Annotated in this window: 18 protein-coding genes; 8 read left to right on the top strand and 10 right to left on the bottom strand. The window is 72.5% G+C overall.

Annotated features, from left to right (window positions below; genetic code table 11):
* Window positions 1-342: 342 nt before the first annotated feature.
* Complete coding sequence (locus tag DSZ44_RS16020; protein ID WP_146237591.1) at window positions 343-720, top strand: hypothetical protein; 378 nt, start codon at window positions 343-345, stop codon at window positions 718-720.
* Here the strand turns inward: DSZ44_RS16020 and DSZ44_RS16015 are convergent.
* Window positions 698-1306, bottom strand: a complete 609-nt coding sequence (locus DSZ44_RS16015) for a Maf family protein (RefSeq protein WP_258369627.1) — start codon at window positions 1304-1306, stop codon at window positions 698-700. The genes DSZ44_RS16020 and DSZ44_RS16015 overlap by 23 nt on opposite strands.
* Window positions 1307-1359: 53 nt before the next feature.
* Window positions 1360-3072 (bottom strand): DUF885 domain-containing protein, encoded by a 1713-nt coding sequence (locus DSZ44_RS16010; RefSeq protein ID WP_110853638.1) that lies wholly within the window; start codon window positions 3070-3072, stop codon window positions 1360-1362.
* Between the two features lie 275 nt (window positions 3073-3347).
* Between DSZ44_RS16010 and DSZ44_RS16005 the strand changes: the two genes are divergently transcribed.
* The 4 genes from DSZ44_RS16005 to focA all read left to right on the top strand — a co-directional run bounded on the left by DSZ44_RS16005 (window position 3348) and on the right by focA (window position 12109).
* Complete coding sequence (locus DSZ44_RS16005) at window positions 3348-8690, top strand: hypothetical protein (RefSeq protein WP_110853637.1); 5343 nt, start codon at window positions 3348-3350, stop codon at window positions 8688-8690.
* Window positions 8683-10122 carry a SpaH/EbpB family LPXTG-anchored major pilin gene (locus tag DSZ44_RS16000; protein WP_181424689.1) on the top strand — a complete coding sequence of 480 codons (1440 nt, stop codon included), beginning with the start codon at window positions 8683-8685 and terminating at the stop codon, window positions 10120-10122. The genes DSZ44_RS16005 and DSZ44_RS16000 overlap by 8 nt, the downstream gene beginning before the upstream one ends.
* 22 nt (window positions 10123-10144) lie before the next feature.
* A complete protein-coding gene (locus DSZ44_RS15995) occupies window positions 10145-11020 on the top strand; it encodes a class C sortase (protein WP_258369625.1) in 876 nt (291 codons plus the stop codon).
* Between the two features lie 249 nt (window positions 11021-11269).
* Window positions 11270-12109 (top strand): formate transporter FocA, encoded by an 840-nt coding sequence (focA, locus tag DSZ44_RS15990; RefSeq protein ID WP_110853635.1) that lies wholly within the window; start codon window positions 11270-11272, stop codon window positions 12107-12109.
* A gap of 10 nt (window positions 12110-12119) precedes the next feature.
* On the opposite strand, the gene DSZ44_RS15985 is transcribed toward focA, so the two are convergent.
* The 8 genes from DSZ44_RS15985 to DSZ44_RS15950 form a co-directional block, all read right to left on the bottom strand.
* Window positions 12120-12722 carry a hypothetical protein gene (locus tag DSZ44_RS15985; RefSeq protein WP_110853634.1) on the bottom strand — a complete coding sequence of 201 codons (603 nt, stop codon included), beginning with the start codon at window positions 12720-12722 and terminating at the stop codon, window positions 12120-12122.
* Window positions 12712-13629: a hypothetical protein gene (locus DSZ44_RS15980; protein ID WP_110853633.1), complete on the bottom strand. Its 918-nt coding sequence runs from the start codon at window positions 13627-13629 to the stop codon at window positions 12712-12714. The genes DSZ44_RS15985 and DSZ44_RS15980 overlap by 11 nt, the downstream gene beginning before the upstream one ends.
* Complete coding sequence (locus DSZ44_RS15975) at window positions 13629-14132, bottom strand: hypothetical protein (RefSeq protein WP_110853632.1); 504 nt, start codon at window positions 14130-14132, stop codon at window positions 13629-13631. Before DSZ44_RS15975 ends, DSZ44_RS15980 begins: the two co-directional genes overlap by 1 nt.
* A complete protein-coding gene (locus DSZ44_RS15970) occupies window positions 14129-15541 on the bottom strand; it encodes a hypothetical protein (RefSeq protein ID WP_110853631.1) in 1413 nt (470 codons plus the stop codon). Before DSZ44_RS15970 ends, DSZ44_RS15975 begins: the two co-directional genes overlap by 4 nt.
* Complete coding sequence (locus DSZ44_RS15965; protein WP_110853630.1) at window positions 15542-15877, bottom strand: hypothetical protein; 336 nt, start codon at window positions 15875-15877, stop codon at window positions 15542-15544.
* Window positions 15878-15988: 111 nt separating this feature from the next.
* On the bottom strand, window positions 15989-16231 hold the full coding sequence (locus DSZ44_RS15960; RefSeq protein ID WP_110853629.1) for an acyl-CoA carboxylase subunit epsilon: 243 nt from the start codon (window positions 16229-16231) through the stop codon (window positions 15989-15991).
* Complete coding sequence (locus DSZ44_RS15955; protein WP_110853628.1) at window positions 16228-17820, bottom strand: acyl-CoA carboxylase subunit beta; 1593 nt, start codon at window positions 17818-17820, stop codon at window positions 16228-16230. The genes DSZ44_RS15960 and DSZ44_RS15955 overlap by 4 nt, the downstream gene beginning before the upstream one ends.
* A gap of 96 nt (window positions 17821-17916) precedes the next feature.
* Window positions 17917-18645 carry a DsbA family protein gene (locus tag DSZ44_RS15950; protein WP_110853627.1) on the bottom strand — a complete coding sequence of 243 codons (729 nt, stop codon included), beginning with the start codon at window positions 18643-18645 and terminating at the stop codon, window positions 17917-17919.
* Between the two features lie 70 nt (window positions 18646-18715).
* Between DSZ44_RS15950 and DSZ44_RS15945 the strand changes: the two genes are divergently transcribed.
* From DSZ44_RS15945 to DSZ44_RS15935, 3 genes are all read left to right on the top strand, one after another.
* Entirely contained in the window at window positions 18716-19576 is an 861-nt protein-coding gene (locus DSZ44_RS15945; RefSeq protein WP_181424688.1) for a biotin--[acetyl-CoA-carboxylase] ligase, read from the top strand.
* Entirely contained in the window at window positions 19573-20640 is a 1068-nt protein-coding gene (locus tag DSZ44_RS15940; RefSeq protein ID WP_110853625.1) for an adenylate/guanylate cyclase domain-containing protein, read from the top strand. The genes DSZ44_RS15945 and DSZ44_RS15940 overlap by 4 nt, the downstream gene beginning before the upstream one ends.
* A gap of 141 nt (window positions 20641-20781) precedes the next feature.
* On the top strand, window positions 20782-24479 hold a 3698-nt coding region (locus DSZ44_RS15935; protein WP_110853624.1), incomplete at its 3' end, for a 3-keto-alpha-glucoside-1,2-lyase-like domain-containing protein.

The raw sequence follows: 24479 nt of genomic DNA, 5'->3' as shown, positions 1-24479 counted from the left end.
TGTTCGCCAGGTGCCCCGGGACCAGCGCCCGGACCGACCCACGGTATCCGCCCGGCGGCGCGGGTCCTATTCCCCGCCCTCCGTGCCGGGCAAGTCTGTCGGCCCACGCAAGTCGTCCGGCGGTGAGTTGTGCCGACCCTACAAGTCCGACGGCGCAGGTCGCCCGGTCGCCGCGGGCCCCTTGTCGCGCCCTCACAGCCTCAGACAGTCACCTTCCCCCCGGCAGCCGACGAGCCGCCGACGGTCGAGCTGTCGCCGACAGTCGACTTGCCGGCGAGCCGGCGCGGGCGCACGCGGAGCTGTACCGTCGGCCGCAGTCGTACCGAGCGCGGGAGGGTGACCGTGAGCGACCTGCAGTGTGCGGCCACGGTCGTCGTCGTGGACACCGCCGCCGACGGCGAGGCGCTCCGACCGCGTCGGCCGGTGGTCGTCTGTGCGGCACCGGGCACCGGCGACACCGTGGCCGCGCTCGCTCGCCTGCTCGACGCCGGCCACCGTGACCTACCCGGCGCCCCGATCTCCCCGGACGGTCTCCTCAGCGCCATCGGCGACATCGCCGACGAGTACCGCGGTGAGTGCGTCGCCGTCGTCGTCACGCCGACGGCGCTCATCGACCTGGTCCGGCGCGTGCTGCCCGACCACGCGGCCGCCGCCGTCGTCGTCGAGGTCGACGCGGACGGTCAGCGGTGGGCGCCCCTCAGCGACGCCAGAGCGCGGTGACGGAGACGCCGAGCTCGGCGAGCAGCGTGCGCAGCAGCGGCAGGCTGATGCCGACGACGCCGTGGTGGTCGCCCTCGATGCCCGTGACGAAGGAGCCGCCGAGGCCGTCGACGGTGAAGGCGCCGGCGACGGCGAGGGGCTCGCCCGTCGCGACGTAGGCGTCGATCTCGGCGTCGCTGAGCTCGGCGAAGTGGACGGTCGTCGAGGAGACGGCGCCGACCTCGGGCGCGGGCGTGGAGCGGGTGTCGACGATCCAGTGGCCGGTGTGGAGCACGCCCGAGCGGCCCCGCATGCGTCGCCAGCGCGCGACCGCCTCAGCAGCGTCGGCGGGCTTGCCGTGGACCTCGCCGTCGAGCTCGAGCATCGAGTCGCACCCGACGACGACGGCGCCGGGCTGGGCCGGCGCGACGTCGCGGGCCTTGGCGCGCGCAAGGAGGAGGACCTGGTCTGCCGGGGTGGCGTCGTCGCCGGCCGTGCGGAGGAGTGCGGGCTCGTCGACGGCGGAGACGTGGACCTCCGGGTCCAGGCCGGCGGCACGGAGGGTGGCGAGGCGGGCGGGGGAGGCCGAGGCGAGGACGAGCGTCACGGGCAGCGAGCCTACGTGAGCGGTGAGCCGGCTGTCGGCGGCAGGTCGGCTGATCAGCCCCGGACGGAGTCGTGCCGGCCGAGGACGGTCGAGCGCAGGACGTCCAGCCCCACCGAGCCGACGTCCAGCGCCCGGCGGTGGAAGGTCTTGAGGTCGAAGGTCTCCCCGCGGGAGAGCGCCTCCCCACGGGCGGAGTCGCGCAGCTGCTCCCACAGCCGCTGGCCCACCTTGTAGGACGGTGCCTGGGCCGGCCAGCCGAGGTAGCGGTCGAGCTCGAAGGCGAGGAAGCCCTCGGCCATGTTCGCGTTGTCCTTGAGGAACTCCCACGCCTTGGGGGCGTCCCACGTGCCTCCGCCCCACCGTGCCGGTGCGGGCTTGCCGAGGTGGACGCCGATGTCGAGGACCACGCGTGCCGCGCGCAGGCGCTGGCCGTCGAGCATGCCGAGGTAGTCGGCCGGGTCGTCGAGGTAGCCGAGATCCGCCATGAGGCGCTCCGCGTACAGTGCCCAGCCCTCGCCGTGGCCGCTCACCCAGCAGGCGAGGCGGCGCCAGGTGTTGAGCAGCTCGGAGCGGTAGGCGGTCTGCCCGATCTGGAGGTGGTGGCCGGGGACGCCCTCGTGGAAGACGGTGGTGAGCTCGCGCCACGTGCTGAACTCCGTGACACCCGCCGGCACGGACCACCACATCCGTCCGGGGCGCGAGAAGTCGGCACTGGGGCCGGTGTAGTAGATGCCGCCGCTCTGCGTGGGCGCGATACGGCACTCGAGGCGGCGGACCGGCTCGGGGATGTCGAACTGGGTGCCCGCTAGCTCGCTGACGGCGCGGTCGGACGTCTCCTGCATCCAGGCCTGGAGGGCCTGGGTGCCGTGGAGCTGGCGGCTCGGGTCGGCGTCGAGCCGGGCCATCGCCTCGGCCGGGCTCGTGCCGGGGCCGTAGAGCCGCGCGGCGACGGTCTCCTGCTCGGCGGTGACGCGGGCGAGCTCCTCCACGCCCCACTCGTAGGTCTCGTCGAGGTCGACGACGGCGCCGAGGAAGTGGCGCGACCACAGCGCGTAGCGCTCGCGGCCCACGGCATCCTGCGTGCCCGCGCGCGGTGCGAGCTCCTCGCGCAGCATCTGGGCGAGCTCACCGTAGGCGCGGCGCGCGGCGGTGGCGCCGCTGAGCAGCGACTCGGCGAGGGCGCCGGTGGGCTCGGCGCCGTCGGGTCGTGCGCCGGCCACGAAGGTGTCGAAGAACGAGCTGCCCTCCGCGGCGAGCTCCTCGGCCTGGGCGATGCACGCCTCGACCTGACGCAGCGCGGCGACCTTCCCGTCGGCCGCCGAGACGCGCAGCGACTCCTGGTAGCCGGACATCGCCGCGGGCAGCGCGGCCAGGCGGGCCGCCACGTACTCCCAGTCCCCGGCGGTGTCGGTGGCCATGAGGTCGAAGACGTCCCGCAGGTCCTGGACCGGGGAGGCGATGACGTTGAGCTCCCGCCCCGTCTCACCGGCCAGGTACAGCTCGCCCTCCAGGCCCAGCCGTTCGGCCATCGCGGCCTTGGTCGTCGCGTCGACCTCGTCGGCGGCGTCGGTCTCCGCCACCCGGGCCACCGCCTCCATGGCCGCCTCCGCGCGGGCCAGCTGGCCGTCGGGGGAGAGGTCGGGCAGCTCGTCGTCGTGGCCGGGGATCCCCAGGGTGGTCGCCGTGACGGGGTCGAGCTCGGCAAGACGGACGACGTACTGCTCGGCGATGGCGTCCAGGGCGGTGCTGGCGCGGGGGGTGCTCACACGTTTGAGCGTATGCCGTATACACCGTGCCCGCGGTGGGCGCCACACGGGTGTACGGGTTGAGAGCCAGGTCACGTTCGCCTCGGCGCCGGGGTGAGAGCCGGGGTGAACGTCCACCGGCCGTCCGGAGGTTGGGCTCACGTCCCGACGTGGCGCGACTGTCGGCGTGCCGGAGTGGGAATCTCGAGAACTCACGATCTGGGACTAATGGACGATAGGTAGGGCAGGTAAACCCGTCCTTTTGTTTAGCCGCCCTCCTGCTTTGGGATGACTCCATGTCCGTACCCGGTCTGTCCCGCGACCAGCGGCGCCAGCTCGTCGCGCTCCTGACCGCGCTGCTGGTCCTCCTCGTGGCGAGTGCCGGCACGGTGCCGACGCATGCGCAGAGCGCGGCAGCGCTCACCCTCGAGAAGAGCGTCGACCGCGACACCCTCTCACCCGGGCAGAGGGTGACCTACAGACTCGGTGTCGGCTGCTCGAGCGGCACGGCGATGTGCGAGGGGGCGACACTGACGGACCAGGTGCCCGCGCCCCTGGTCGTGGAGAGCGTGGAGTCCGCGACGAGCGCGACCGTCGAGCAGGACGGCAACCGCGTGACGGTCTACTTCACCGAGACCCGGGCCGACGGGACCACCGGCATGACGGCCGGGAGCACCGCGGACGTCCTCATCACCGTCAGTCTTCCGGAGGGCACTCCTCCGGAGCTCAACGGCCAGAGTCTCCTCAATTCCGCTGAGCTCAGTGCGCGCAACGCCGCGGCGGTGCGCGCGGAGGCGCGGCTGACCCTCGACGTCCCGGTGAGCCTGGGAGCTGAGGTCACCAAGCGGTGGGGCGTCCCCTCGGTCGGCACCGGCTCGACCGAGACGATCCCTCTGCACCTCACCGGCATCGCCAACACATCGAACATCGGCGCCAGCTCCCTGGAGCTGCGTGAGCCGAGCGGCGGGACGAACCCGTTCGACCTCGTGGAGATCATCGGGCTGGCGGGCGTCACCCTGCCGCAGGGTGCCGACGAGGCGCAGGTCATCGCTCTCACCGCCGGCGGGGAGGTGCCCGGTCCGTGGTCGGCGAACCCGCAGCTGCCCGCCGGCGTCGATCCGGCCACGATCACCGGGTTGCGGGTGATCTTCGCGGACGCCAGCGCGAGCGGCGGGATCGTCGCAGGCGGAGCCGGCGGCTCGGTCGAGCTCCATACCCGGTTGCGCAGCGGTGTGGGTGAGAGGCGGGTCGACAACGAGGTCTCCGTCGTCGCCCACACGCCGCAGGGCGAGTCCGCTCCGGTGACCGCCGCGGCCTCGTTCACCGTCGATCCACCGAGCTATGCCGTCGAGGCCACCAAGAGCGTCCAGCCGGGCTGGGTCATCCAGGGGGACGAGGCCGTCGTGTCCATCGGTGCCCGGAACGCGTCCAACCAGTGGTTCGACACCATGAGCCTGACCGAGACAGCCGCGAGCTTCTTCGGCCCGGGTGTCGACTTCACCGGCTTCCGGCAGACGTCCTGGCCCGCCGGCGCGGACACCGCCACCCTCACCGTGGGCGGCACAACGTACCCGCTGATGAACGACGGTGGCACGGTGAGGTGGCCCGCCCCGGTGCCGGAGGATGTCAGTGGCTTTGTCCTGGAGTTCTCCGGCGCCTTCCCACCCGGCGCGACGATCGGCGCGCGCTTCGCCGTCACCGGGTCCGCACCGGGCGGGTACTGGAACACCGTGGAGGCCACCGGCGCGGGCGGTGGCAACGACGCCGTCCACCACCAGGCGACCGCGTACCTCGGTATCGGCGAGAGGCGCGTCGTCTTCGGCGCCAACAAGTACTTCGGCGACAACCCGGGCGCCACGCCGACCATCGAGGGCGTCCCGGGCGAGACTGTCACGGCGATCCTCCAGGGCTGGGTCGGGGAACGCCACGGCCCCGTCCACCAGATCGTCCAGGAGGACGTCTTCAACGCCGAGCTGTCGGCCGCGCTCACGGCGACGGCCGTACGGGTCCTCGATGCGCGCGAGGCGCAGACGGTCGTCGTCGAGCGGCTCGCCCAGGGCACCTGGTCCACCATCCCCGGGGACGCCGGCACCTACCCCCTCGGTGCCGGCACCGAGGGGATCCGTATCAGATACCTCGCCGATCCCGCGGGCAGCGGTTTCGGCTACGAACACGTCCGGGCCGCGATCGACTTCGAGGTCACCGCGGAGCTCGAGGACGGCCTGACCCTCTCCAACGGCCTCGTCGTCGGTCCGGGTGCCGACGACGCAGGGGTCAGCGACGAGAGCCGTGGGGAGCTCACGGTGGACAAGCATCCCCGGCTGCACGTGACCAAGCTCTGGTACCCCGCCCACGTGACGGTCTCGCCGGACGAGCCGAACCCGCGGAGCATGCTCCAGCTGGTCGCGAGGAACACCTCGGCCTTCGCCGTGGACCGCCTGGAGGTCAGTGAGCCGGGCGGCGACACGAACGCCTTCGAGCTCATCGACATCACCCGCCTCTCCGTCCGGCTGCACGGCAACGCCGCGGGCCAGCCGAGGCCCGAGGACGCCGCCCTCACGCTGTACCTCGCCGACGGCCGCACGTCACGCTTCGCCGGTGCCGGCGCGCTCAACCCCTCGCGTGAGAGCTGGGCCGACGTCGTCGGCTTCGACTTCGCGCTGGTGAGCCCGAGCGGGCAGGCGACCATCCCCCGCGGTGCGGTCGTCGAGGTCGCGGTGGACACCGAGCTGCGCAGGCAGGTCCGCAGCGACGGCACCGACATCGAGCAGGCCCTTGCCGCGCTCGAGCCGCCCTCCGTCATCAGGAACTCGGCGGACGCCGTGATCGGGCGAGGCGCCGACACGGCCAGCGGCTCGGCCTCGGCCACGCTGACCGTCGACACGGCCGAGCCCGCGGACATCACGGTGGACGCGGTCAAGACCCTCACCCCGAGCTCCGGGACGATCCTCCAGCCGGGCGCGCGACCGACCGAGGTCGCTGTGCAGCTCGCGCTCGCACCCGGGCAGGCCGCGCCGGACCGGCTCGTCCTCGAGGACGTGGACCCGACGTTCTGGAACGCCTTCGACCTTCACGGGTGGACTGACGCGAGCCTCCTCTACTGGGCGCCGTCAGGCGCGGTCGAGCTGGTGCCCGAGTACCTCGTCGGTGCTGCGTTCACCGCCGATGAGGGCGAGCTGGCGGTGTCGGGCGGGGAGTGGGTCCCCAGCGGCCCGTTCGACGTGACCGGGGACCACCTGCCGCAGGACTTCGGCGCCGGGCTGCCCGACGGTGTGGAGCCCGGCGCCGTTCAGGGGGTGCGCATCACCATCGCGACGACCAACGGTGAACCGCTGCCCGGTGGAGTCTGGAACGGCGTCACGGGCCGCAGCGACTACTCGCTCAGCCTTGCCGTGACCTCGCGCCCGGTACTCCGCAGCGGCGAGCTGAACGGGAACCCCGGCGTCCCGAACCCGGGGGAGAGCACAGCGGCCACCGTCGTCAACACCATGACGGGAACCGCAGCACGACTGGGCAGCCAGGCCGTCGACACCGATGACGCCAGCTTCACCGTTCTCCCCGGGCAGACGGCCGCGGAGGTCTCCAAGACCGCCGGTGGCCAGGACACGACGACGACGACGGCCGGCGGGCTCGTCAGCTACACCCTGGAGGTCACCAACACCGGGACTGCCCCGATCATCGACCCGGTCATCACCGACCTGCTCCCGGCCGACGCGGACGGCCCGCAGCTGCTCCTCTTCGAGGAGGGCACGGTCGGCTACTCCGTGTCACCGAAGGCCGCCTCCATCACGACCGACCCCCAGAAGGTCACACTCGTCGTCGACGACGCGCCCTCTCAGCCAGCGGTGACCGTCACCTTCCCGGACGGGTCGGCGCTGATGCCCGGTGAGACCTACACCGTCACGCTGCCGCTCATCGTGCGTCCCGGCCACCCTGCGGCCAGTGGTCTCGTCAACACCCTCGAGGTGACGTCAGCCGCCCCCGGGTCCCGGTGGACGGACACCGCGGTCGTCAACGTGGTCACCGGCCAGGCGTACCAGAGCCGCAAGCTCGTGCGAGAGGTGACGCCCGAGGGGGCCGGTCCCACCGGCACCGTGACCGCGCATGGGGCTGCGGACGGCGCGACCTGCACCGACGACGGCGACGGCTTCCACCGCTACCCGTGCGTGGTGCAGACGCGACCCGGCGGGCACGCCGAGTGGCAGCTCTCGGTGACCAACACCGGGAACGTCGACACCCAGCGGATCGAGATCCTCGACATCCTGCCGTGGGTGGGCGACGCGTACGTGGCGCCCAGCCTCGGCTCGGTGCAGCGCGGCACCGAGTGGCAGCCGACCGTGGTGAGCATCGCCGACCCGGTGGTACCGGCCGGGACCGAGGTCACCACCGAGTACCTCCTCGGGGACCCGGCCGAGTGCGTGCCCGGCGGGCCGAGCAGCGACCCGTGGCGAGGGTGCGACGCCCCTGGACAGTGGACCGACCAGCAGCCGGCCGACCTCGCCGCCGTCCGGGCGATGAGGTGGGTGTTCGAGTTCGACGGCGGACTCCGGCCGACCGAGGGGGTCACCGTCTCCGTCGTCACCGAGTCGGGCGACGCCTGGCCGGAGGGCGCGGTGCATCCGCCGGAGGCCTGGAACTCCTTCGCCTACCAGACGACGGCGGTGGTCGACGGCCGCGCCGACCACCGGGTCCAGGAGCCGAACAAGGCCGGGATCAGCTTCCCGAAGGTCGAACCCGCCTCGGTGATCGTGGCCAAGGAGTGGGTCATCGACGGCGAGCCACCCGTTGCCGACGGCGCCCAGCCCGACGGCTGGGACGCGCACCTGACGCTCAGCGGGCCCGACGGCGCCTCCGCCACGGACCAGGACTGGTCGGTCCCGCGGGAGGGGTACCTCGCGGGGGACGGGGTGACGATCGACGAGACGGTCAGTGGTCTGCCCCCGCTGTGCGAGCTCGAGTCAGTGGACCTCTCTCTCCACGGCGGGGTACCCGTCCCGCTGCCGGACGCTGTCACGGTCACGCTCGAACCCGGGGAGAACAGGTACACGATCACCAACACGGTCTCGTGCCGTGCGGAGCTCACGCTGCTCAAGCACGTGGACGGTGCCGACCCGGAGAGTGGTTTCGTCCCTGCCGCTTGGGACCTCACCGCCACGCCAGCCGGGACCTCGACAGCGCTCGCGCCGGTCACTGTCACGGGCGACGCAGCCGTGTCGCCCGCGAACACCTTCGCAGTGCGGCCAGATCACACCTACACGCTCACCGAGGTGCTCGCCGAGGGCTCGGCCGCGCTGGCCTACCGGCACGTCGCCGTCGAGCGCTACGTGGGTGAGGACCCACAACGTCCCGACCACGCCGCCGCAGGTGACTGGGTGGGCGTCGCGGACCCCTCGGCAGTCGCCGTCAGCAGGGGCGAGCACGCGATCGTCCGCTTCGTCAACGCGCCGGTCCAGGCCGTTGTGCTCCCGCTGACCGGTGGGCTCGGGCCCGCAGCGTACGTCGCCCTGGGGAGCCTCGTGCTGGCCGTCGCACTCTGCGCCGGCGTGGCCCACCACCTGCACTCCCGGCGCACTCAACCTCAGCACCACCTCAGACCTCGGCCGACCGGCGGAGAACGAAATGGAGACACCAATGAGTAGGACGACGAGGCGGCTGGGCCGCTTGACCGTCATGGCGGCCGGCGCCCTGACCATGGGCATGCTCGGCGCCGCACCTGCCGGCGCAACGACGACCGGACCGAACCTCGACCCGGACCAGCTCGGCTCGCTCACCATCCACAAGTTCGAGGAGCCGGACGGCGGCGGCATCGCGGGTCATGACGGTTCGGAGCTGACGGGGGCCGCTCGTCCGGACAGCCCGCTCGCCGGGGTCCAGTTCACCGTCAGCCGGGTCAGCAGCATCGACCTGGCCACGAACGAGGGATGGCAGGCGGTCGAGGACCTCACTGCGGCCGAGGTGACTGCCGCCCCGACGACGTACCCGCTCTCGACCCCGGACGCCGACAGGACGGACGCCAGTGGCACGGTGTCCTTCCGCGACCTCTCCGTGGGTGTCTACCTCGTGGAGGAGACCGATACCGGCGGTCACCCGATCGCACTCCGCGCCGAGCCGTTCCTCGTCTCCGTCCCGCTGCCGACGCAGGACAGCACGTGGAACTACGACGTGCACGTGTACCCGAAGAACTCGGTGACGGCCATCAGGAAGACGGTCGACGACGACGCCGCCTGGGGCCTCGGGGACGCCGTCACCTGGAGCGTGGACGTGACCGTGCCCCGCCTGCCGGCGGGTGAGGTGTTCACGACCTTCGCGATCACCGACGAGCTCGACGACCGCCTCGCCTACACGCGGGCCGAGGTCACCCTCGACGGGAGCGGCCTGGATGCCACCGCCGTCACGCTGACCCATGCGGCGGGCACGCTGTCGGCCACCTTCACCTCCGCCGGCCTCGCGGCGCTGGACGGCGCCCAGGGTGGCACGGTCCAGCTCATGATCGACACGACGGTGACGTCTGTCGGCGACGGCATCATCCCGAACGACGCCACGGTGACCATCAACGAGTTCACCGCCACCACGAGCAGGGTCCAGACCGAGTGGGGGGCGCTCGCGCTGTTCAAGTACACCGAGACCGCAGCCGGTGACCGGGCAAGCCTCGAAGGCGCCCGGTTCCAGATCTTCCGCACTCCTGAGGACGCCGCCGCGGGCACCCACCCCGTCGCGGTCCTCGTCGACGGCGAGCGGACCGACACCTTCACGAGCGCGGCAGACGGCTCCGTGCTGGTCCCGGGTCTGTTCGCGGGCGAGGTGGGCACCACCTACTGGGTCGTGGAGACAAAGGCGCCGGTCGGTTACACGGGCGCCTCCGACCCGATCGAGGTGACCGTCCACGCAGGGTCCACGACCGAGGCCGAAGGCAGCCCCGTCGGGGTCCTCAACCACCAGCGTCCGCTCATCGAGCTCCCGCTGACCGGTGCTGCGGGCACCGTGCTGTTCACCCTGCTCGGCATGGGTCTCGTCACCGTGGCAGTCGGTGCCGCACTGCGGCACCGACGTCGCGCTGGACAGGCGGGCTGACCGAGATGGCCGGGCGGGCGTGATGGCCGCCGGTCACGCCCGCCCGCGGTGGCAGCTGCTGCGGACTCCGCTGGCGATCGCCCTGGTCTTCCTCCTCGGCGTCCTCGTCCTGCTGTACCCGACGATGTCCAGCTGGTTCGCCCAGTACCAGCAGTCGCAGCAGGTCGTGGGCTACGCGCAGGACGTCCAGGACCTCGGCGTGGAGGGCCGCCAGGCCGCGCTGGCCGCCGCGCGCCGCTACAACGAGGCCCTCACCGGGGGTGCCGTCGTCAACGCCTTCACCCGGCTGCCGGTAGCGGACGACCACCAGCGGCCCTTCGTCTACGACTCGCTCCTCGCCGCTGACGACAACGGCCTCATGGCTCGCGTGCGGATCCCGACGATCGACGTCGACCTGCCGGTCTTCCACGGCACCAGCGAGCAGGTCCTGCTGGAGGGCATCGGCCACCTGCAGGGCACTGCCCTGCCTGTCGGCGGCCCCGGTACGCACTCGGTGCTCACCGGTCACCGGGGTCTTGCGGCGGCCACGATCCTCACCCACCTGGACGAGGTGGAGCTCGCCGACCGCTTCACCATCGAGACCTTCGGCGAGGTGCTGACCTACGAGGTCATCGCGACCGCCGTCGTCGAGCCCGACGAGACCCACGCGCTGCGGCCGCAGCCGGGACAGGACCTCCTCACCCTTGTCACCTGCACTCCCATCGGTGTCAACAGCCACCGGATCCTGGTGACCGCTGAACGGATCATCCCCACACCGGTCGAGGACGTCGACACCGCAGGGGAACCTCCCCACGTGCCCCGCTTCCCCTGGTGGGTGCTCGCTGTCGGCGGCACCGTCATCACCCTGAGCGCCTACGTCTGGTCGTCCGGGCGGGGCGCCACCACCCCGGAACCGTGACGCCCCCCGCCCCTCATCAGTCCAGCTGTCGGCGGAGGGGCGCGGCGGGGTGAGCGCGGCCTGGTGGGTCAGGGGTGCAAGAACCGGCGCCACGCGCCGGGGCCCGTCACCGGGGGCGCCCCAGACGGAGGGGCGCCCGGGTGAGGGGCTGGGTGACCAGCGGGTCCGGGCCCAAGGGCCCGCTCGCGTGCCCGCCCGCCGCGCGACGATGACACGGTGGCCGGTCGGTCCGGCTCGGACGGGAGAGCCATGACCGGCACGGTGTCGGAGTCCGCGGGTATCCCCTCCGCCGCGCAGCTGGCGCGTGCGGCGGAGGACGCCGCCTGCGCCAAGGCCACCGCCCGCCCGCTCACCTCCTTCCTCCTCGGCATCACCGCCGGTGGCTACATCGCCCTGGCCTTCGTCTTCTGGACCACCAGCCAGGTCGGCGCGCAGGCGCTGCCGTGGGGCGTGGCGAAGGTGCTCGGCGGTGTCGTCTTCTCCACCGGCATCGTGCTCGTCGTCCTCACCGGCGCCGAGCTGTTCACCTCCTCCACGCTCACCCTCACCGCGCGGGCGAGCGGACGGATCAGCTGGGCCCAGCTGCTGCGCAACTGGGCGGTCGTCTACGCCGGCAACCTCCTCGGCGCCCTGACCGTCGTCGTCCTCGTGTACGCCGGGGGCACCTGGCACGCCGCCGACGGCGCGTGGGGCAGGGTCGTGCTCGACACCGCCGCCAGCAAGGTCGGGCACTCCTTCGGCGAGGCTTTCGTCCTCGGTGTGCTGTGCAACCTCATGGTGTGCGTGGCCGTGTGGGCCGCCTACTCCGGACGCACGACGACCGACAAGGTCCTCGCCCTCACGCTGCCCATCGCGCTGTTCGTCTCCGCCGGCTTCGAGCACTCCGTGGCCAACATGTTCCTCCTGCCGCTCGCGCTGCTCCTGCAGGGGACCGCGGGCGTGGAGCTCGCCGTTGAGGGCGCCACGCTGACGTGGGACGCCGTCGTCGTCGGGAACCTGCTGCCCGTCACCCTCGGCAACGTCGTCGGCGGCGGCGTCATGATCGGCCTCATGTACTGGACGATCTTCCGCCGTCCCGGCCGGCACTGACCGCGCGTCCTCACCCTCCGTCCGACAGCCGCTGCACCCCCATCGCGACGGTGTCGAAGAGCTTCAGCAGGCCGTCGCGCAGGTCGAGCGCCGGGCTGGCGAAGGCGAGGACGATGACGCCGTGGCCGTCACCCGGGTCGAGGTAGTAGGTGGCCGTGAGCTGTGGTGTCTGCGTGCTGTCGGAGCTGCCGTCGGCGGGCTCGACCACCCGTCGTACGACGGTGCTCCAAGGGCCGCGGGCCGCGTCGACCGTGGCCGTGGGGCCGCCCTCGCGGCTGAGGTCGTCGAAGATCTCCTCGAGGGTGCGGCCCGGCAGTCCCGCCCCACCCTCCCGTGCGCACACGAGTGAGGCCGGGACCGGCGCACCGCGGACGCGCATGAGGGAGATCGCCATGAGCCAGCCACCGGCGTGACGTGCCGCGGCGGTCTGGCTCTTCAGCTGGTCGTGGAGGTCGCGACGCAGCGCCGGTCCGGCGTGGGTGCCGTCGAGCTGCCGCTCGACCAGGGCCGCGACCGCGCGGGTGCGGGCGGTGTCGTCCGTCAGCGGGATGGCGAACCAGTCCTCGGGGAGGATGACGCCCACGGCACCGGACCGGGTGGACTCAGGCGCCATGCCGTCCTCGGACCGACAGGCGGTGGGGGCGGTGCACAGCGGCGATCGCCAGGGCGGAGAGCAGCGTCGTGACGACCCCGAGGCCGAGGCTCAGCGGCGCCCAGGAGGCGTCGGCGAGCCTGAGGGAGGCGACGAGGGCGAGGAAGACGCCGGAGACGAGGTCGAGCATCGCCGTGGACTGCCAGAGCATGACCGGCGTCGAGTGCGGTCCGAGGTGGTGGTCCAGCGTCACTGCCGGGTAGGAGGACGAGCGGTACGGCACCCCCTGCACGGGCAGGCCGGCGGATGCGGCGAGCTCATGGAGCGGCCCACCGGCGGACGCGTCGACACCGGCCGGCCACCACTGTGCCGACAGCAGGTGGCCACGCACCCGCCCGTCAGCACCGCGCAGGCGGACCAGGTGGTCGGTGCCGCCGGGCAGCGGCATGGTCTCGACGGCGGCCAGTCCGTCGGCCCCGTGGAGGGGCCAGCGATGGTCCTCCCGCTCCGCCCCGATGAACCCGAGGACGCGTCCGTCGGTCCACAGGCGTGCCCGCCGGCGGAACATGACGCTGACGCGCCCGCGATCCGGATCGGGCTCGACGACGACGAGGGCGTCGGTGGGGGGATGTGGTCCGCCGAACAGCTCTCCGGCGACGAGGGCGAGGACTGCGAGCGCACCGAGGAGGCCGACAGCCCCGGCGCCGGTCGAGATGAGCAGGCCGGGGACGACGTCGCCGCCCCGACGCGCCGTCTCGGTGCCAATGACGGTGAGCACGAACGCGACGGCAGCCGCCGCCATCGCCACGCGGTGCAGGACGGGCCGGCGTGCCGGTGCGAGCAGCGCGCTGCGCCGCCACGCTGCCACCGGGGCGGCACCGTGGAGGATCGTCGGACGCCCGGGTCCGTTGTGTGTCCCGCTCGGCATCAGCCCGCGTCCTGCTCGATGGTCAGCCCTGCCGCCAGGGCCCAGGCGTGGTCGGCGAGCGGGTCGGCGAGGTGCGGGTCCGGCGTGCTCACCGACAGGACGAGAGCCGACTCGCTCCTCGGCGGCAGGACGGTGACGTCGAGGGTGAAGGTGACGAGCCCGTCGGGCTCGCCGACCAGCCGTGCGTCGACCACCGCCGGGCCCGCCGGGACGGCGATCTCCCGCACGTCGCGCTCGAGGAGGACACCGTCGACCGGTGAGCGGCGGGTCAGCCGGACCAGCTTGCGGGGGCTGACGCCGTCGACCTCCGCGTCGAACACCTGCAGCTGGCCGCGCAGCGTGCCCGGGAAGGTGACCCAGAAGGCCGTGAGGAGGGAGTCGGTCCGCGCCAGCCCGTCGAGCTCCCATGCCTCCTCGAGCGCCGGGCGCAGCTCGTCGGGGACTGCGGAGTCCCGCCCATACCAGTCGGCGGGCAGGTCGATGGCGAAGCTCGTGATCCTCACGGCGTCACCGGGGCGGGGTGCGTCGCGTCGTGGTAGACGCCGTACCCCTGGACGGCGACGTCGGCGCCGAACGCGCCTCCCATGGTGACCTGGGCCAGCTGGGTGTCGCGCAGGTGCGTGGTGAAGTCCGCGAACTGGGGCAGGCCCGCGTTGCGCGTGCCGATGCCACGGAGCTCGGCCAGCGCCTGCAGGTCGTCGTGCTGGCCGGTCATCCGGGGCGCGACCGTCTGCCACTGACCGCCCCGGACCGCGTCGCTGACGTCGTCCAGCCGCCTGGTGAGGTCCGACCACCGCGGCGCGACGACCTGCCGGGCGTCGTCGAGGATCGAGCGGCCCGCGCTCGCCAGGTCCCTGCGGACGTTCCACACCCGCCGGCCACCGCGGAGCGGTGCTGCGAGCGACCGTCCCTGTGCGCGTGACATGCCGGCGATCCGCGGCCCGACCATGGAGCGCACGGCGCGCTGCGCGCTGCCCCTCGTGACACCGTGCATCGCCCGGTGGGCGTTGGAGGTCGCCGCCATCCGGCCGGCCGCGCCGCGGGCGACACCGGGCAGTGCCGTGACGCCGGTGCGGAAGGCGGAGGCCGCCACCCGGCCCACCCCCAGGGTCGCGAGACCGAGCGCCCCGAGGGCCACGTTCGTCCAGCTCCCCTCCCCGCGCGCGACGTCCGCGATGTCGCGGATGAGGACCACGGCACCGGCGAGCAGCGCGACCGTGGACAGGATCGGGCCGATCACCGGGATCCAGCCGAGGGCCAGGGCGGCCAGGCCACCCCAGGTGGCGATGCCCTCGATGACCGCCATCGTGCCGCGTCCGAGCTGGCGCAGGTTCTCGCGCCAGCCGTCGGAGAGGCCGTCGCCCTCGACGACGTCCTCGATGCGCGCCGCAGCGGCGGCGGCAGCCTGGTCGCGGGCCTCGACGGCGTCACGGATCCGGGTCCGCGCCATCTCGAGACGGCCGCGGGCGTCCTCGAGCAGGGACGCCGTGTCCTCCACCAGCACCGCGTGCCCGCTCTGCTGCTCCTCGGGCACGACCTGGTCACCGAGGGTCGAGAGCCTCTCGAGGTGGCGCACCTCGTCATCGTGCGCCTGCCGGCCGTCGAGGAGCGCCAGGTAGGAGTCCTGCTGTGCCTGGTCCAGGACCGGGGCGTACGCGCGCAGGGCCTCGCCCACCTCGCGGTAGCGGTCCTCGGCCACCGCGACCCGGTCCGCCACCTCGGTCGCGGTGGAGCGCAGGGCCTCCACCGCCTCGCTACGCGAATCGACGTCGGCGATCGCGCGGAGCGCGGTGACGGCCACGGCGATGGCCTCGGCGACGCGGCTGTAGTCCTGACCGCGGGAGAGTACCTGCGGCGGGTCGCCGGGGACGGGGTCGGTGGGCCAGACCGGTGACCAGTCGACGGGACGCACTCAGACTCCCCGGAGGCTGTCGTTGAACGGGCCGGCCACGGCGCCCAGCTGGGAGCGCATGTCGTCCGCGACTGCCCCGAGCTCGCCGTCGAGCTGCTCGAACGTCTCGGCGATCACGGTGCACCGCTCGGAGAGCGTGTTGATGTCCTCGAGGATCTCCTCGCGCCGCCCGTCCCAGCTGTCCGCGAAGCTCCGCAGCCGGTCGGCGAGACCGTCGTGGCCGACGGCGTCGGCGGCTTCCCGGCTGTGGTCCTTGGCGCCGTCGAACTCCACGGCGACCGTGCGGAGGGACGCGCCGGCCTCTCGCATGGTCTCGGTGTTGATCTCGAGGTCCATCGTCGGTGGTGTCTTCCTCTCGACCGGCCTGGCGGCTGCCCGTCCTAGTAGTGCCGCAACCGGCGCTACGCTGTCAGCGTCGTGCACCGGCGGGCGCGACGGTGCGCCCGCTCAGGGGTGCAGCGACCAGCGCCAGGCGCCGGGGCCCGCCACCGGCGGGCGACCCAGGCGGCGCCCGTGGTCGGACCAGGGCGCGGGGGCGGGCCGGGAGGGTGCGTCGTCGTCGGCCGCCGCGACCCGCGCCGCGACGATCCCCGCGACGAGGGCCGCGAGCTCGACGTCGTCCGGCTCCCCCCGCACGACGCGCAGCTGCGCGGCGGTGAGGTCCCCGGACTCGCCCGTCGCGCTGCTCACAGCGGGATGTTCCCGTGCTTCTTCGCCGGCAGTGTCGCGCGCTTGGTGGCCAGCGCCCGGAGCGCCCGGACCACCTGGACGCGCGTCTCGGACGGGGCGATGACGGCGTCGACGTAGCCGCGTGCGGCCGCGTCCCACGGGTTGACGATCGCGTCCTCGTACTCCGCGGTGAGCCGCGCCCGCTCCGCCTCGACGTCCCCTCCCTCGTCGGCCACCTTCTTCAGCGCACCGCGCTGGAGGATGTTGACGGCGCCGCCGGAGCCCATGACGGCGATCTGCGCGGTCGGCCACGCGAGGTTGACGTCCGCGCCGAGCTGCTTGGAGCCCATGACGATGTACGCCCCGCCGTAGGCCTTGCGGGTGATGACGGTGACGAGCGGGACCGTCGCCTCGGCGTAGGCGTAGATGAGCTTGGCGCCGCGGCGGATGATGCCGTTCCACTCCTGGTCGGTGCCCGGCAGGAAGCCGGGGACGTCGACGAAGGTGAGGACGGGGACGTTGAAGGCGTCGCAGGTGCGCACGAAGCGTGCGGCCTTCTCCGCGGCGTTGATGTCGAGCGTCCCGGCCATCTGCAGCGGCTGGTTGGCGATGATCCCGACGGGACGGCCCTCGACGTGCCCGAACGCCGTGATGATGTTCTGCGCGTAGAGCTGCTGCACCTCGAGCAGCTCGCCGTCGTCGACGACGTGCTCGACGACGGTGCGCATGTCGTAGGGCTGGTTGTCGGAGTCCGGGACGAGCGTGTCGAGCTCGACGTCGGCGTCGGTGACCTCGAGCGGCTCGTTCTCCGCGGGCCAGGTGGGCGGCTCGCTGAGGTTGTTCGCAGGGAGGAAGGCCAGCAGGGCACGGACGAAGTCGAGCGCGTCCTCCTCGTCCTCGGCGAGGTAGTGGGCGACGCCGGAGCGCTCGTTGTGGGTGGCCGCACCGCCGAGCTCCTCGAAGCCGACCTCCTCACCGGTGACCGCCTTGATGACGTCGGGTCCGGTGATGAACATGTTGGACGTCTTGTCGGCCATGACGATGAAGTCGGTGAGCGCGGGGGAGTAGACGGCGCCGCCGGCGCTGGGCCCGAGAATGAGGGAGATCTGCGGGATGACCCCCGAGGCCGCGACGTTGCGGCGAAAGATCTCGGCGAACTGGGTGAGCGCGGCCACGCCCTCCTGGATCCGGGCCCCACCGCCGTCGGAGATCCCGATGAGCGGCACCCCGGTGCGCAGCGCGAGGTCCATGACCTTGGTGATCTTCTGCCCGTGGACCTCACCGAGGCTGCCGCCGAAGACGGAGAAGTCCTGGGAGTAGATGCACACCTGGCGGCCGTCGACCGTCCCGTAGCCGACGACGACGCCGTCACCGGCAACCTTGCGCTTGTCCAGCCCGAAGTTCGTCGAGCGGTGGGTGGCGAAGGCGTCGAGCTCGACGAAGCTGCCCTCGTCGAGCAGCCCCTCGATGCGCTCGCGAGCGCTCTTCTTGCCGCGCCCGTGCTGCTTGTCCTGCGCGACGGCCTCGGCGCGCGCGAGCTCGGTGTTCCGGGCGGTGAGGTCGGCGAGCCGGGCGGCGGTGCCGGTGAGGTCTGTGGGTTGGGAGGTCACCCGGCGAGCGTACGTGTGGCGGGCCACCACCCTCGCTGCCTGGACGCGGCGTTTCGGCGAGGCGGTGTTGTGGGGCCTCCACAAAGGGGGGCCCGGCTACGGGGCGAGGGCCGCCTCGATGAGCTCGACGAAGACCTCCGCCGGCTGGGCACCCACCACGGGTGTCCCGGCGACGACGAAGCTCGGCGTGGACTGCAGGCCCAGGCTCTGGGCCTCGTCCATGGTGCGCTGCACACCCGCGAGGACGTCCGGGTCGGTGAGGTCGGCGGTGAACTGCTCGACGTCCAGGCCCAGCTGCTCCGCCATGGCGGCGAGCTGCTCGGGGGAGCGCGCGTCCATGTCGGCGAAGAGGAGCTCGTGGAACTCGCGGTACCGGCCCTGCTCCGCAGCGGCAGCGGCGGCGACGGCGGCGCGCGTGGAGTCCTCACCGAGGATGCTGACGTCGCGCCACTCCAGGCGCACGGTGCCCTCCTCGGCGTACTCGAGGACCGTCGGCTGGGTCTCCACCGCCCAGCTCTGGCAGTACGGGCAGCTGTAGTCGGAGTAGACGACCACGCCCACCGGCGCGTCCACGGGTCCCGCGGCCATGGGGTCACCCTCGACCCTCCTCGTGAGGTCGGGCGCCTGCGCCTGCGTCGGTGCGGTCGGCTCTGCAGCCGGCGCCGGCTCCGTGGCCGGCGGCTCCGTGGCCGGGGGCGCCGTCGTCGCCGCCGGGCCGCTCGCGGTGTCGTCGGTGCGGTTGCCCACGAGCAGCCCGGCCACGACCGCCACGACGACGAGGAGCAGCAGCACGGGCACGAGGATCCGGGCGCGGGACGCGGGCATGGAACGGCTCCAGAGGTAGGCGGTCCGGCCATGCTAAGCCCGGGCCCGAGCGCTGTGGTTGGGTGGGCGCGTGACCGAGCAGCCCTTCACGCGCGTGCTGCACCTGGCGGAGGTGGGCTCCACGAGCACCGCCCTGCGCGAGGCCGTCGCCGCCGACCCCGGCGCCTGGCCGCACCTGTCCGCGCTCGTGGCCGACCACCAGACGGCCGGGCGAGGGCGCACCGGCCGCAGCTGGCACACCCCTCCGGGCGCCGCGCTCACCGCCTCGCTCCTCCTGCGCCCGCGCGTGCCGCTCGAGCGCGCGCCCTGGCTCACCCTCCTCGCCGGCCTCGCCGTGGTCCGGGCGGTGCGTGCCGGCGGCGGGGACCGGGCGCACGAGGTGGGACTCAAGTGGCCCAACGACGTCCTCGTCGACGACGGCGGGCCGGCGCTCGCGGGGTGGGGCACCGCCCGCAAGCTCGGCGGCATCCTCACCGAGCTGCTCCCGCCGTCGGTCGACGGCCGGCCGGTCGCCGTCGTCGGGATCGGCGTCAACCTCAGCCAGGACGCGGTGACGCTGCCGGTCGCGTCGGCGACCTCGCTCGCGATCGCCGGCCTGCCGGTGCCGGCGCCCGCTGCCCTGCTCCACGCCGTCGGCCACGAGCTGGGCGGTCTGGTGCGCCGCTGGGAGGAGCACGACGGCGACGCGCACGCGGCCGGCCTGCTCGCCGAGGTGACCGCCGTCTGCCTCACCCTCGGCCGCGACGTGCGAGTCGAGCAGCCCGGTGGCGCGGTGCTCCACGGCCGCGCCGAGTCTCTCGACGGCGACGGCTGCCTGGTGGTGCGCGACGCCGCCGGGGTGCTGCACAGGGTGCTCGCGGGGGACGTCCTGCACGTGCGGGCGGACGCCGGCTCGGTGGAGGGCGGGTCGGACGTTAACCTGGAACTGTGACGGATGCCGCAGACCTCGGGGAGTCGACCGCGCAGGCGAAGCGACCCTCCGAGAAGGCGCCGCAGGGGCGGTCCACCGTCGAGGAGAGGGTGGCCGAGCTCGTCGGCGGCGCGCCCACGCTCACCATGGTCGAGCTCGCCGAGCGCGCGGGGGTGGACCTCTCCTCCGCGCGGCTCTTCTGGCGGGCCATGGGCTTCCAGAACGTCTCCGACGACGCCGTCACCTTCACCGAGCGGGACGCCGAGGCGCTGAGGTCGATCGGTGCCCTGGTCGGCGGCGTCCACGTCGACCGCACCACCGCCGTCTCCCTGCTCCGGGCGCAGAGCTACCTCGCCGACCGGCTCGCCCTGTGGCAGGTGGAGGCGCTCGTCGAGGACGCCGGACGCCGGCACCGGCTCGACGACACCGGCGCGCGCGTCGTCGTCCTCGACAACATCGCCGACGTCGCGGGCATGCTCGAGGGGCAGCTCGTCTACGCGTGGCGCCGGCAGCTCGCCGCGCTCGCCATGCGGATGGACGCCGAGGTCGCGAGCCGCTCGGTGGAGGAGACGACGAGCGACTCCCTGCCGCTGCCCCGCGCGCTCGGTTTCGTCGACATGGTGTCCTTCACCTCCAGCTCCGCCCACCTGGGCTCCCGCGAGCTGGCGGAGCTCGTCCAGGGCTTCGAGTTCACGGCCCGGGACGTCATCACCTCCCACGGCGCGCGCGTGGTCAAGACGATCGGCGACGCCGTCCTCTTCATCGCCGACGACCTCCCGACGGCGGCGCGCGTGGCGGTCGCCCTCGTGAGCGAGATCCGCGCCCGGCCGGGGCTGCTCCCGGTGCGCGGCTCCGTCGTCTGGGGGCGGGTCATCTCCCGGTCGGGCGACGTCTTCGGGCCGGTGGTCAACCTCGCCTCCCGGCTGGCTGACGTCGCCGAGCCGGACTCCGTCATCACCGACCCCGCCACGAGTGAGCGGCTGTCGACCTCGTCCGCGGCGGCGGAGTTCCAGCTCGTCCCGCTCCCGGCGGTCGACATGGCCGGCATCGGCCAGATGAGCCCCGTCGAGCTCCGCCGCGCCTGACCGACACCCAACCGGCTTCTGCTGCGCGGTTGCTGAAAGTTGGTTGACACGTGCCATAAAGCGGGGATAGCGTCCAAGAGCCCCGCGGTGCGGCAGGGACGTCGCGTCGCGGGCCTCCACGGACGACTATGAGGAGTAACGATGCTCAGATCCGCTGCCCTGCGCGCTGCAGGGCCCGCGCCGGGGTCCGCCTTCAGGCGCCGCGCTGTCGCGACGCTCGCCGCCGGTGCCGTCATGGGGGCAGGCCTGGCCGTGCCGGCCTCCGCCGCGCCGCCCGCCGGCGAGGAGCCCGGCGTCACCCTCCGCACCTTCGCGTTCGGCCAGGCGCCGAGCGAGATCTGCACCCTCAAGGAGGGCACCACCCCGAACGTCGACAAGCTCATGCCGACGATCAGCTGGACCGAGGCCGACGAGTTCGGCATGGAGGACAACTTCCTCACGCACGTGCTCGCGACCCTCGAGGTCCCGGCCGACGGCGAGTACACCTTCCGCCTCACGAGTGACGACGGCTCCAAGCTCCACATCGACGACGAGCTCGTCATCGACCACGACGGCCTCCACGGCGCGGAGCCCAAGGACGGCAGCGTCACGCTGACGGCCGGCTACCACTCGCTGTTCATCGAGCACATCGAGGCCGGCGGCGGCCAGGAGCTCCACCTCGAGTGGCAGGTGCCGGGCGCCTCCGACTTCGAGCTCGTGCCGAGCTCCGCGCTGAGCACCGAGGCCGACGTCGTGCGCGTCACGGCCCCCGGCACGAAGTACTGCGAGGGCGCGACCGACACCGCCGGTGACGGGCTGCGGCTCGACTCGGTCAACCCGAACTACGTCCTGACCAACCTGCGCCCCGAGGGCTTCGAGCCCAAGGTCTCGGGTCTCGCGCTCACGCCCGACGGGCAGCTCGCGGTCTCCACCACGGGCGAGGTCAGCGCCGGCGGCTGGGAGCCCGACCCGACGTCGGGTGAGGTCTTCTTCCTCGACGGGGTCCTCGAGGCCGACGGCCCCGAGGACGTCACGGTGACGAAGGTTGCCGACGGGCTGCTCAACCCCATGGGCATCGAGGTCATCGACGACTCGATCTTCGTCTCCGAGCGGCACCAGCTCACCCAGCTCACCGACCCCGACGGTGACGGGTTCTACGACGCCCGCACGACCATCGCGGACTGGCCCGACGGCGGCAACTTCCACGAGTTCGCATTCGGCCTCGTCCACGACGAGGACTACTTCTACGTGAACCTCTCCGTCGCCATCAACAACGGCGGCGCGACGACGGACCCGCAACCTGGCGAGAACCGCGGCACGTCGATCAAGATCGACCGCGAGACCGGTGAGGTCACCTACGTCGCCGGCGGTCTGCGCACCCCGAACGGCATCGCCTTCGGTCCGAACGGCGACCTGTTCGCCACGGACAACCAGGGTGCATGGCTCCCCTCGAACAAGCTCGTGCACATCGAGCAGGGCAAGTTCTTCAACCACTACACCAACCCGGACGGTCCGTTCGACGACCAGCCGGTGAGCCCGCCCGCGGTGTGGATTCCGCAGAACGAGATCGGCAACTCGCCGAGCCAGCCGGCGCTGCTCCAGGAGGGGCCGTTCGCCGGGCAGATGCTCATCGGTGACGTGACCTACGGCGGTCTGCAGCGCGCGTTCCTCGAGGAGGTCGACGGCGAGTACCAGGGCGCGGTCTTCCGCCACTCCGCCGGCTTCGAGAGCGGCATCAACCGCACGATCGTCGGGCCCGACGGCTCCATCTACGTCGGTGGCACCGGTGAGGGCGGCAACTGGGGCGAGTCCGGAAAGCTCCGGTACGGACTGCAGAAGCTCACCCCCGTGAACGAGGACACCTTCGACATGAAGGAGGTCCGCGTCGTCGAGGGCGGCTTCGAGATCGAGTACACGCACCCGGTCTCCGAGGAGACGGCGGCGACCATCGCCGAGGCGTACCAGGTCGAGCAGTGGCGCTACCAGCCCACGCAGCAGTACGGCGGCCCGAAGATCGACGAGCACGCGCTCAGCGTGTCGAACGCCGAGCTCTCCGAGGACCGCACGACGGTCACGCTCGCGATCGACGGGCTCACGCCCGGCTACGTCGTGCACCTGCGCTCGCCGCGTCCGTTCACGGACGAGGACGGCCAGGAGCTCTGGAACACCGAGGCGTGGTACACGCTCAACTCCCTGCCGGGCTACGTCCCGCCGCCGGACGACGGCTACTACGAGGCCGAGGAGGCGCTCACGCTCGGCGGGTCGACCGTCGCCGCGGACCACAGCAACTACTCGGGCATCGGGTTCGCCGCCAACATCCAGGCCGCGGGATCGGGCCGTCAGTTCGAGGTGACCGTCGACGAGGCGGGCACCTACCCGGTCAACCTGCGCTACGCGAACGGCATCCACCCGTACCCGGAGCTGCGGTCGAAGAACGTCTCCCTGTACGTCAACGGTGAGGACCTGGGTCAGTGGACGCTGCCGACCACGGGCGACTGGAAGACGTGGGAGTGGGCCACCAAGGACCTTGAGCTCGAGGCCGGTGCGAACACCATCACCCTGCAGTACGACGAGGGCGACGAGGGCAACGTCAACTTCGACGTCCTGAGCATCGGCGAGAACCCGGACATCTGCACTCCCGCCGAGCCCGAGGACGGCTACACCGCGCTGTTCGACGGCACGCTCGCCAGCCTGAACGACGGCTGGCGGATGGCCGGTCCGGGCGGCTTCGGGCGTCAGGACGACTGCTCGCTGCGCGGCGAGGGCGGCATGGGCCTGCTCTGGTACACCGAGCAGCAGTTCGAGGAGTACAGCCTCACGCTGGACTGGAAGCTCGTGAAGGACGACAACGGCGGCGTGTTCGTCGGGTTCCCCGACCCGGGCAACGACCCGTGGGTCGCCGTCGACCAGGGCTACGAGATCCAGATCGACGCGACGGACGAGGTCGACCGCACGACCGGTGCGGTCTACACCTTCCAGGGCGCCGACCTCGAGGCCCGCGACGAGGCCCTCAACCCGGTGGGGTCGTGGAACAGCTACGACATCCGCGTCCAGGGCGACAACATCAAGATCTACCTCAACGACGTCCTCGTCAACGACTTCACGAGCACCGACCCCGCTCGTGACCTCAGCTCCGGGTTCATCGGTTTCCAGAACCACGGCGGCGGCGAGACGGTCTACTACCGCGACGTCCAGGTCAAGGACCTCAGCGCGGTCGAGGTGACGCCGGAGGCCGTGACCTTCGCCGACGAGGACGGCACGGAGAACGACACGTTCACCGTGCCCGAGGTCGAGGGCGTGGAGTACGTCGTCGACGACGAGGTCGTGGCGGCCGGCCCCAACCCGGGCACCGGCACCGTGACCGTGACGGCTCGCGCGCAGGACGGGTACGTCCTGGCCGAGGGCGCCACTGCCGAGTGGACCTTCACCTTCTCGACCGACGCCGCGCCGGTGCTCGTGCCGGCCGACCAGGTGTCGATCGGTCTGTACTCGCTCATCCCGTGGGTGGGCGAGGAGGGGCTGCCGTCGGTGCTGGCGCGTCTGGCGGAGATCGGGCTGGAGAACATCGAGCCCTACGGTTCGAACTTCGATGGCTACACGGCCGAGCAGTTCCGCGAGATGGTCGACTCCATCGGCCTGAACGTGCTGTCCTCGCACTACAACGTGGGTGAGGCGAACTTCGACCAGACGCTTGAGTACGTGGAGACGCTCGGTCAGCAGTACGTCGGTTCTGGTGGCTTCCCGGCTCCCGGTATCGGCAGCTACGAGAACACCCTGGCCACGGCCGAGGCGATGGACCGGCTCGGGCAGCGGTCCGTCGAGGCGGGCGTGGGCAAGCTCTTCGGGCACAACCACGCGAG

Origin of the sequence: Georgenia satyanarayanai (assembly GCF_900116375.1) — a bacterium.
GTDB classification, from domain to species: domain Bacteria; phylum Actinomycetota; class Actinomycetes; order Actinomycetales; family Actinomycetaceae; genus Oceanitalea; species Oceanitalea nanhaiensis.
Note: the sequence above shows the minus strand (reverse complement) of the source record. Positions and strands in the feature narration are given on the sequence as shown.